The sequence below is a fragment of the Mycolicibacterium vaccae NBRC 14118 = CIP 105934 genome (genome assembly GCF_001552715.1).
In the GTDB taxonomy this organism is placed as follows: domain Bacteria; phylum Actinomycetota; class Actinomycetes; order Mycobacteriales; family Mycobacteriaceae; genus Mycobacterium; species Mycobacterium vaccae.
Genome location: NZ_BCRS01000206.1, coordinates 1 through 9,754, shown reverse-complemented (window position 1 = coordinate 9,754; position 9,754 = coordinate 1). Strand labels below are relative to the sequence as shown.

The 9,754-nt window shown below is 69.5% G+C and carries 7 protein-coding genes; 6 read left to right on the top strand and 1 reads right to left on the bottom strand.

The window, feature by feature from the left end:
• The 5 genes from MVA01S_RS26770 to MVA01S_RS26750 form a co-directional block, all read left to right on the top strand.
• Positions 1 to 388, top strand: a 388-nt coding sequence (locus tag MVA01S_RS26770) for a nitronate monooxygenase family protein (protein WP_494337735.1), incomplete at its 5' end; no start/stop codon positions are given.
• A 143-nt stretch (positions 389 to 531) separates the two neighbouring features.
• Positions 532 to 2,061 (top strand): DUF3375 domain-containing protein, encoded by a 1,530-nt coding sequence (locus MVA01S_RS26765; RefSeq protein ID WP_051015240.1) that lies wholly within the window; start codon positions 532 to 534, stop codon positions 2,059 to 2,061.
• Complete coding sequence (locus MVA01S_RS26760) at positions 2,058 to 2,750, top strand: DUF4194 domain-containing protein (protein WP_003929709.1); 693 nt, start codon at positions 2,058 to 2,060, stop codon at positions 2,748 to 2,750. The genes MVA01S_RS26765 and MVA01S_RS26760 overlap by 4 nt, the downstream gene beginning before the upstream one ends.
• Positions 2,743 to 6,105, top strand: a complete 3,363-nt coding sequence (locus MVA01S_RS26755) for an ATP-binding protein (RefSeq protein ID WP_003929710.1) — start codon at positions 2,743 to 2,745, stop codon at positions 6,103 to 6,105. Before MVA01S_RS26760 ends, MVA01S_RS26755 begins: the two co-directional genes overlap by 8 nt.
• Positions 6,106 to 6,373: 268 nt before the next feature.
• On the top strand, positions 6,374 to 6,970 hold the full coding sequence (locus MVA01S_RS26750; protein WP_003929711.1) for a TetR/AcrR family transcriptional regulator: 597 nt from the start codon (positions 6,374 to 6,376) through the stop codon (positions 6,968 to 6,970).
• A gap of 18 nt (positions 6,971 to 6,988) precedes the next feature.
• On the opposite strand, the gene MVA01S_RS26745 is transcribed toward MVA01S_RS26750, so the two are convergent.
• A complete protein-coding gene (locus MVA01S_RS26745) occupies positions 6,989 to 7,654 on the bottom strand; it encodes a TetR/AcrR family transcriptional regulator (RefSeq protein ID WP_003929712.1) in 666 nt (221 codons plus the stop codon).
• Between the two features lie 144 nt (positions 7,655 to 7,798).
• On the opposite strand from MVA01S_RS26745, the gene MVA01S_RS26740 reads away from it, so the two are divergent.
• On the top strand, positions 7,799 to 9,754 hold a 1,956-nt coding region (locus tag MVA01S_RS26740), incomplete at its 3' end, for an MFS transporter (RefSeq protein WP_306307763.1).

Below are 9,754 nucleotides of genomic sequence, written 5' to 3'. Positions count from 1 at the left end.
TGCGTGGATCGGCACCGCGTTCGCGGTGTGCCCGGAGTCGACGCTGCCCGGGCCCGCGCGCGACCGGATGCTCGCCGCAGACGGCGCCGACACCGTCACCACCCGGGCGTTCGACGTCGCGCTGGGCTACCCGTGGCCCGCCGACCTGCCCGAGCGGGTGTTGCGCAACGCCTTCACCGACGTCTGGGACGGCCGGGTCGAGGACCTCGACGACGCGGCGCGCGCACTGCTGGGCAGGGCCATCGCCGGCGACGACTATCGGTGGGCGCCGGTCAACGCCGGGCAGGGGGTCGGCGAGGTGACCGTCAGCGAACCCGCCGCGGCGGTCGTGGGCCGGCTCGTCGAGGGCGCCCGCCGGATCCTCGCGAACGTGCCGTCACGGTCGTGATCTCCACCGCAGCACGACCGTGAGAGCACGCTCGCGAAACCCCAGAACGCACTGCGATCCCGCTGGTCACATGCGTCACAGGCGGTGGGGAAAAGCCCGCGACACTCCCCTCCCCGGGCCCGGCGTCGTCGCCGCCGTGCCCTATGTTGGGGCGTCCGAGGTCATACGAACACGACGGGCACAGAGCGAGGGGGCTGGTGGACGACAACTCGACCCTGTCCGCCGTCGACCTGCTCGAACTCAACCGCGACCTGCAGACCTCCCCGGCGATCCGACTGCTGGCCACCACCAATCTGAGCTTGTACGCGACGCTGATGGAACGCCACCTCGCCGAGGGTGTGGTGCCCGAGACCGAGCTGGTCGTCCGCCTGGAACGCGACCTCGACGACCTCGACCTGGGCACTGAAGCGCAGTCGGGCCTGGCGCTGATCAAGTCGTGGGCCAGCCAGGGCTGGCTGCACCGCATCGTCGACCGGCGCAGCGACCAGAACGTCTGCTACCTGACCCAGGACGCCCGCCGCACGCTGGACTTCCTGCGCGGCATGCGACGCCAGGACACGATCGCCACCGGCGGCTCCATCAACGGCATCGCCTCACGGCTCAAGCAGGTCGCGATCCGGGTCGGCAACGACCCCGCCCGCATCCGCAAGAGCATCGAGGCCGAGATCCAGGCGCTGCACCAGGAACTCGAGCGGCTCGACGCCGGCTCGGCACCGGTGCACGAGGACGCCGACCTCACAGACGCCTACGACGAGGCCCGCGCGATCGCGCTGCAGATGGAGCGGCTGATCACCGACATCGGTCAGTACGGCTCGATGATCGAGCAGGCCACCGCCGCTCTCGACGAGCCGATCGACTCCAACGTCGAGTACCGGGACCGGCAGCGCCAGATGTACGCCGACTACCAGGCCGCGTGGGACTCCCAGGGCCGCGACAGCCATCGCGCGTTCCTGCGGATGATCAACGATCCGGACCAGCGCGCGGAGTTCGAGGCCGACGTGGCCGCGGTCGCCGAGGCGCTGCCCGCCCTGGACCCGGCGCTGCGCAAGGTGATGGCCGGCTTCTTCGAGCTGGTCGGCCACCAGATCGACGAGGTCGAACGGATCCAGCAGCGCTGCGCGCAGCGGGTCAAGCGGTTCACCGCGTTCGGCACGCTGGAGCAGAGCCGCGGGGTGGCCCGTCAGCTCAACGAGGCCATCGGCGCGGCCCGCAATCTCCTCAAGTCGAGCTTGATCGACTCGCGGCTGGACATCGAGCTGCCGCTGGCCCGGCACGCGATCAGCTCGGTCGGCGCGTTGAGCTTCAAGATCGGCGATCTGTCCAGCCCGAAGCCGGCCAAGGCCGCCGAGGGCGAGGTCGACCTGGCCAGCTTCGCCGCGCTGACCACCCAGGTCGACGCGCCGGCGATGTCGGACATGCTCAATGCCGCGGTGGCCGACGGTCCGGTGTCGCTGCCGGAGGCTGTGGCGATGCTCGGCCGCTCAGGACAGGGCGCCTACCTCGGCCACGTGATCGTGCTGTGGTCGTGGGCGCTCAAGCAGCCCAACGACGCCGAAACCGCCACCGCCGCCTCGACGACCGTCCGGTTCCGTTCGCTGGACGGCAGAGACCGCGAGATCGCCGTCCCCGACCTGAAATTCACCGAACCGATCAGTGTTGGAGCATCCGCGTGACCACCGAACACGACGCCGACTTCGCAGCGTTCTCCGCGCTGCCCGAGGTCGACCAGAACGCCCGGCCGCCGCACCAGCGTCGGCCGCGGTTCGACGGCGACGTCTCCGAACTGCCCGACCGCGCCTGCTGGGCGCTGCAGCATCTGCTGACCCGCCGCTACATCAGCGCCGAGACCGACAGCGACATCTATGCGTGGGTGCTGGAGTACCGCGGTCAACTGTCGGTCCGGCTGAGTGAACTCGATCTGATCCTGCGGGTGGTGGACGGGACCGCCGTGGCGTTCATCGAACAGGCCCGCTACGAATCCGCCAAGGGCATCAAGCTTCTCCGGCGCGAACCGCTGGGCACCTACGACTCCATCCTGGCGCTGCACCTGGCGCAGATGATGCGCGCCGCGGGCGGGCAGAGCGTGCTGATCTCCCGCGAGGAGATGCACGGCCTGTTCTCCGGCGTGCTCAACGACACCGACCGCGACGCGGTCACGTTCACCGGACGCATCGACGCCGCCATCGCCCGGCTGACCGGGCTGGAGATCCTGCGCCGCAGCCGCGACGACGAGGACAGCTACACCATCTCCCCCGTCATCACCGCGGTGATGACGGCCAGCGTTATCACCGAGTTGCAGCAACAGTTCGAGCTGCTTCAGGGCGGCGCCACACCGGAGGTAGAGGTCGCACTCGATGACTGAGCAGTTCCATCTGTCCCGGCTCCAGGTGATCAACTGGGGAGTGTTCGACGGCTACCACGACATCCCGTTCAGCGAGGGCGGCGCGCTGATCGCCGGTGCGTCGGGCAGTGGCAAATCCTCTCTGCTGGACGCGATCTCGCTGGGATTCCTGCCGTTCAACCGGCGCAACTTCAACGCCTCCGGCGACAACACCGCGGCGGGTTCGAGCGCGGGCAGGCGCACCGTCGACAAGTACGTGCGCGGCGCGTGGGGCCAGCGCAGCGACGGCGGCACCAGCCGCGTGATGTACCTGCGCGGCGACGGCACCGCATGGTCGGCGGTGGCGGTCACCTACTCCAGCGACTCCGGACGTACCGTGACCGGCCTGGTGCTCAAATGGCTGACGGGTGAGTCCCGTAACGACTCGTCGAGCCGATTCGTGCTCGGCGACGGCGACTTCGACATCGAGGACGTCTGCAACCGTTGGGCGGCAGGACGTTTCGACACCGGCGTGTTCAAGGACAGCGGCTGGCGGTTCACCACCAAGGTGGAGTCGCAGTATCTGGCCCAGCTGTACGCGACCATCGGCATCCGCGCCTCCGACGCCGCCCAGCAGCTGCTCGGCAAGGCGAAGTCGCTCAAGAGTGTCGGCGGGCTGGAGCAGTTCGTCCGCGAGTTCATGCTCGACGAACCCGAGAGCGTGACCCGGCTGCCGGAGGCGCTCAAGCAGATCGACCCGCTGGTGGAGGCGCGCGAACTGCTGGCCGTGGCGCAGAAGAAGCGCAAGATCCTCGGCGACATCGAGAAGATCCAACAGCGCTACGCCTCGGAGTCCACCGACCTGGGCATCATCGACCTGGTGGATCTGCCGATGGTGCGGGCCTACACCGACCACGTCCGGGTCGCGCAGTGCCCTGCCCAGATCGAGCAGCTCGACACCACGATCGATCAGCTCGACAACGAGTACGAGGATGTCACCCGAAGCCTGAATCTGGCCAAGGCCGAGGCGGATTCACTCAACGCGCAGATCAGCGGATCCAGCGCGAGCATCGGGCCGCTGCAGTCTCAGGTGACCGCCGCCGAGACCGAGGCCGAGCAGATCTCCCGCCGCCGCGGCGCGTACGAGGACATGCTCGCCGCACAGGGCCTCGACATCCCCGAGACCGCCGAGGACTTCTGGAACCAGCGCGAGGAACTGCTCGCCGAGGCCACCGAGCTGCTGGCCAAGGTCGAGCGCAACCGTGAGGCCTCGACCGACGCCGAGTACGCGCAGAAGTCGGCCCGGCTGGTCCGCGACGAGGCCGCCAAGGAACTCAAGCGGGTCGAGCACGTGGGGTCGGCGCTGCCCGAGTTCGCGCTGACGATGCGGGAGCAGATCTGCGCGGCGGTCGGTGTCGAGGCGGCCGACCTGCCGTATGTCGCCGAGCTGATGGATCTGCGGCCGGACCAGACGCGGTGGCGCACCGCGGTGGAGAAGGTGCTGCGCGGGGTGGGCCTGCGGCTGATGGTGCCCGATCAGCACTGGACCAAGGTGTTGGCGTTCGTCAACGAGACCAACATGCGGGGCCGGCTGCAGCTGCACCACGTACGGGCCAGGCTGCTGGGCGCCGAGCCGGTCGATCCGGAGCCGAACACGCTGGCGGGCAAGCTCTTCCCGGTGGACCCGGCGCACCCGTGCGCGGCCGAGGCGGTCGACGTGGTCTCCGCGGCCGGTGACCACGTCTGCGTCGACACCCCCGAGGTGTTCGCGCGGTTCCGCCGCGCGGTCACCGACACCGGGCTGTACAAGGACTCCGACCGGCTCGCGATCAAGGACGACCGCCGTCCGCTCAAGCAGTCCGAGTACCTCTACCAGGGCGACGTGTCGGCCAAGATCAACGCGCTGACCGTCGACCTGGCCGCGGCCGAGGAGGCCTACCAGAAGGCGCGCCGGGTCGCCGACGACATCGCCGCCCAGCGCCAGCAGTGGCGCGACCGGGCCGCGGCGTGCAAGGCGATCTGCGAGCAGTTCCCGCAGTGGAGCCAGATCGACACCGAGACCGCCGACGGGCACGCCGACCGGTTGCGCGAGCAGTACGAACTGCTGCTGGCCGATCACCCGGACATCGAGGCGCTCAACGCCCGGGCCGACGAATGCTGGTCGCAGATCCAGAAGTTGATGACGCGCCGCGGCGCGATCCAGACCCGCCGCGACGATCTGGACGGGCGGCGCACCAGGCTGCTGGAGCTGGCGGAGCGACTGCAGCCGGCGTTCGTGTCCGAGCCGCTGACCGAGCTGCTCAACCGGTACGCCGGGCAGCTTCCGGTGTCGTTGGAGCTGCTCGATCCCGAGCCGCACCGCGACGCGCTGTTCGGCGCGATCAAGAAGGAGCGCGAGCAGCTGCGGGAGAGCCGCCGTCGCTCCTACGACGAGCTGGCCCGGATCCTGAACACCTTCGACACGTCGTTCCCGGACGCCGTGCCGAACGACTCGGAGAATTTCGACGAGCGGGTGCACGACTACGTCGCGCTGTGCCGGCACATCGACGAGCGCGAGCTGCCGGAGGCCTACGAGCGGATGATGCGTCTGGTGACCGAGCAGGCGCCGGACGCGATCCTGACGTTGCACCGGGTCGCCGAGCAGGAGGCCCGCCGGATCAGCGACCAGATCGCCCGCGTCAACACCGGTTTGGGTGCGGTGGAGTTCAACCGCGGCACCCGGCTGACGCTGCGGGCGACGCCGCGCACCCTGACCGCGGTGTCGGAGCTGACCGAGATCGTGCGGGCCATCTCGCGGCGGATCGCCGAGGTGGGCCTGGGCGACAAGCAGGCGATCCTGGACCAGTACGCCGACATCCTTCGGCTGCGCAACCGACTGGCGTCGACGGCGCCGGAGGACAAGGCCTGGACGCGCGACGCCCTCGACGTGCGCAACCGGTTCACCTTCGACTGCGCGGAGTGGGACGTCAGCACCGAGGAGCTGATCCGCACGCACTCCAACGCCGGCGACAACTCCGGCGGTGAGCAGGAGAAGTTGATGGCGTTCTGCCTGGCCGGTGCGCTGAGCTTCAACCTCGCCAGCCCGGACAGTACGGACAACAGGCCGGTCTTCGCGCAGCTGATGCTCGACGAGGCGTTCTCGAAGTCGGATCCGCAGTTCGCCCAGCAGGCCTTGCAGGCGTTCCGCAAGTTCGGGTTCCAGCTGGTGATCGTGGCGACGGTGCAGAACGCCACGACCATCCAGCCCTACATCGACAGCGTGGTCATGGTGTCCAAGACCGAGGCGACGGGTCGCAACGCCCGTCCGGTGGCGACGGTCGCGACGCGCACCATCTCCGAGTTCGGCCAGTTGCGCAAGCAGATGCGGGCCGACGCGAAAGTGCCCGCCGGGGTCTGACGCCACCACACGTCAACCTGGACACGGACTTTCGGGGGTACGTCGGCCCGGGTGGCCCCACTCCCCCTCTGCGGTGCCACCGGGCGCCGACGCGTCCGCCGCAACGGCTCCGCTCACCCCTCGCTGCGCAGAGCCCCGGCCGTCGTGTGAGACAGGCCACACGGATCGTACATAAACGTTCCCGTTTTCCAAAAACGAAGGCGTTCGCAAACGCGGGACGTCCCTATACTCTCGGCAACACGCCAACCGGGTCAGAGGAGGCCACCGCATGGCCGAACGCCTCGCGTCAGGCCGGCACCGACTGTCCCGGGAACAGGTCGCCGCCCATCAGCGGCAGCGGCTGTTCGAAGCACTGGCCACGGTCATGGCCGAGAACGGCTACAGCAGGACCACGGTCGAGGATCTGATCAGAGCCGCCGGGGTCTCCAAGGCCACCTTCTACCAACACTTCAGCTCGAAGCAGGACTGCTTCATGTCGGCGTACGCGCGGTCGCAGCGCCACGTCATCGACGGCATCGAGGCCCTGCCCGCGACCGGAACCCCGATGCAACGCTTCGACATCATGCTCGACCGGTACCTGAGCTACCTCGCCGCCGACCCGTCCACCGCGAGGTTGTTCCTGGTCGAGGTGTATGCGGCCGGTCCCGAGGCCATGCGGCGGCGAGTGGAACTACAGCAGGATTTCGTGGCGGGTGTGGCCAAAGTGTTCAAGGCCCGCAGCAAGGCCGACCGGTTCGCGTGTCAGATGCTGGTCGCGGCGATCTCGGCACTGGCCACCAACGCGCTGGCCGATGAGGACGCCGAGGCTGCTCTCACCGCGCTGAAGAAGCCGATCCTGGCCTATGCGCAACGGGTGATGGGGTAGCGCCCCGCACGACGGAGTTCACCGCGGCCTGGCGCCGTCGAGGAACAACCGGACGCAGACCCTGATCCGGTCGGCGACGGCGTCGTCGTCGAGCACCGCTCCCCACAACACGCCGTGTGCGGGGCCGCCGATCACCAGGCTCAGGAACGACGTCCCGAGAAGTTCGGCGTCGTCGACGGCGATGCTGCCGGTCGCCGCGTGACGCGCGAGCACCTCGGCGATGAAGCGCACCGCGGGCCGGCTGCCCTGCTCGTAGGCGATGCGGGGAAGTTCGGGGAAGCGGTAGGCCTCGGCGTTGAGGATGCGTTGCAGACGGACCCCGTCGGGACTCACCGCGGTGCGCAGCCGAGCCCCGGCCACCGCGATCAGGGTCTCCTCCAGGTCACCGGTGTCCAGCTTGCGGAACTCCTCGGCCGGGACCGCCCAGCGGTCGATCGCGCGCTGCACCGCGGCACGGAACAAGGTCTCCTTGTCGGGATAGCGCGCATAGATGGTCCGCTTGGCCATGCCGGCCGTGGCGGCGATCCCGTCGATCGTGGCGTGGTCGAACCCCCGGTCCAGGAACACCTCGAGCGCGCAGTCCAGCAGTTCCTCGGCGCGCAGCAGGGCCTGCTCGCGGGTGGGACGGCCGGCGCGGGCCGGCGCGCTGCGGCGCGGCGAGGTGGCCGGGGCGGGGTGAGTCACCCCGCCAGTATGACTAATGAAACGACGACGGTGCTATTGTTTCGCAAGTATTGAAACGGCCGAGGTGCCTTTCTGTGATTCAGCGACGAGTCCGGGGCCCCGCCGTCACCTTCCCGGACCCGCAACCCCCGAGGACAGTTCTTCGTGCCTGAACAGATGGTCGAGCGCCCGTCGGCGCCCCGAGGCGGTGGAGCGCTCATCGCCGTGCTCGCCGCCGGCGGCATCAGCGTCTCGCTGATGCAGACGTTGGTGATCCCGCTGGTGCCGCAGCTGCCCGACATCCTGGGTACCTCGTCGGCCAACGCCTCGTGGGCGGTGACCGCGACCCTGCTGACCGGTGCGGTCGCCACACCGATGTTCGGCCGGCTGGGCGACATGTTCGGCGCCAAGCGGGTGCTGGTGGCCTGTGCGGTGTTGCTCACCGTCGGCTCCGTCGTCGCCGCGCTGACGAGCTCGCTGATCCCGCTGGTGGTCGGCAGGGCACTGCAGGGGTTCGGCGCCCCGGTGATCCCGCTGGGCATCAGCGTGCTGCGCGCGTCCCTGCCACCGGAGCGGGTGGGTGCGGCGATGGGCATGGTCAGCGCCTCGCTCGGGGTGGGCGGCGCGCTGGGGCTGCCGTTGTCGGCGGTGATCGCCGAGAATCTGAGCTGGCACGCGTTGTTCTGGTGCGCGGCGATCCTCGGGCTGGCGTCGGGTGTGCTGTTCAGCCTGTTCGTTCCCGACATCGTCCCGTCGAAGACCATGGGCCGCTTCGACTTCCTCGGCGCCGTCGGGCTGGCCGCGGGCCTGATCATGCTGCTGTTGCCCATCTCGAAAGGCGCGAACTGGGGCTGGGGCAACCCGACGACGATCGGCCTGCTGATCGGATCCCTGGCGGTCTTCGTGTTGTTCGGGTGGTGGCAGTTCCGGACCCCGGCGCCGCTGGTGGACATCCGGACGACGATCAAAGCCCCTGTGCTGCTGACCAATCTGGCGTCGGTGGCGGTCGGCTTCGCGATGTTCGCGATGTCGCTGATCGGACCGCAGATCCTGCAGCTGCCCGCCGCGACCGGGTACGGGCTGGGCCAGAGCATGGTGGCGGCCGGGCTGTGGATGGCGCCCGGCGGTCTGGCGATGATGGCCTCGGCGCCGATCGCCGCGAAGATCATCGCCACGCGCGGTCCGCGGTTCACCCTGGTCGCCGGCTGCATCGTCATCGCGGTCGGATATCTCGGCGGCACACAGCTTCTGGGTAGCCCGGCCGGTGTCCTGACGTTCAGCATCCTGGTCAGCATCGGCGTCGGTTTCGCGTTCGCGTCGCTGCCGACGCTGATCAACGCCGCGGTTCCGGTCTCTGAAACCGCCGCGGCCAACGGCATCAACTCGCTAGCGCGCGCCCTGGGCACCTCCGTGTCGAGTGCGGCGATGGCCGCGGTCCTGGTGCAGACCGGAATGGTGGTCGGCGGCCATATGATCCCGTCCCTGAACGGGTTCCGCATCGCGCTGGTCATCGCCGGCGTCGCGGCGGCGGTCGCCGCGGTCATCGCGATCACCATTCCGGCGGCGACCCCCAGTCCTGCGCCCGCGCCGGACGCCGTCGAACCCGTGCTGTCCCCGTCGGCGGTCCGCCGGCGTGCGCAGCGGTTGGAGAACGTGATGACCGCGGTCGGACGGCAGTCCGCCGTGGCTCTGGGTGTGCCGTCGGCATCCCATCGACTGGACCGCGGCGACTACGTCATCGCCGCGTATCTGGGCGGTGCGGGCGCGATGACGGTGCAGGAACTGGCCGCGGCGCTGACCAGCGACGAAAGACCGGTCGAGGAGCGCATCTCGGCGCTGATCCGCGACGGTCTCATCGGGCGGGCGCCGACCACGGATCCGGCTGCACCGCCGCGCTTCTCGCTCACCTCGCGGGGGCGGGCGATGTTCGAGAGCCAACGCTCGGCCAACATCAGCGGCCTGGAGTCGGTGCTGTCGCGCTGGGACGACGGCGACGTCGCCGCGCTGATCGGTTATCTCGGGCGGTTGTCCGACGGGATCGACGAGGAGCTCCGCCGGCGGCGCGACACCGCGGGCGCCACCGCGTCCGGCGTCACCGCCCATGCGCCGACGACGCCGATG

Coding starts and splice junctions, on each gene's coding strand:
- MVA01S_RS26765 (WP_051015240.1), top strand. CDS start 532: ATGTTGGGGCGTCCGAGGTCATACGAACACGACGGGCACAGAGCGAGG.
- MVA01S_RS26755 (WP_003929710.1), top strand. CDS start 2,743: ATGACTGAGCAGTTCCATCTGTCCCGGCTCCAGGTGATCAACTGGGGA.
- MVA01S_RS26750 (WP_003929711.1), top strand. CDS start 6,374: ATGGCCGAACGCCTCGCGTCAGGCCGGCACCGACTGTCCCGGGAACAG.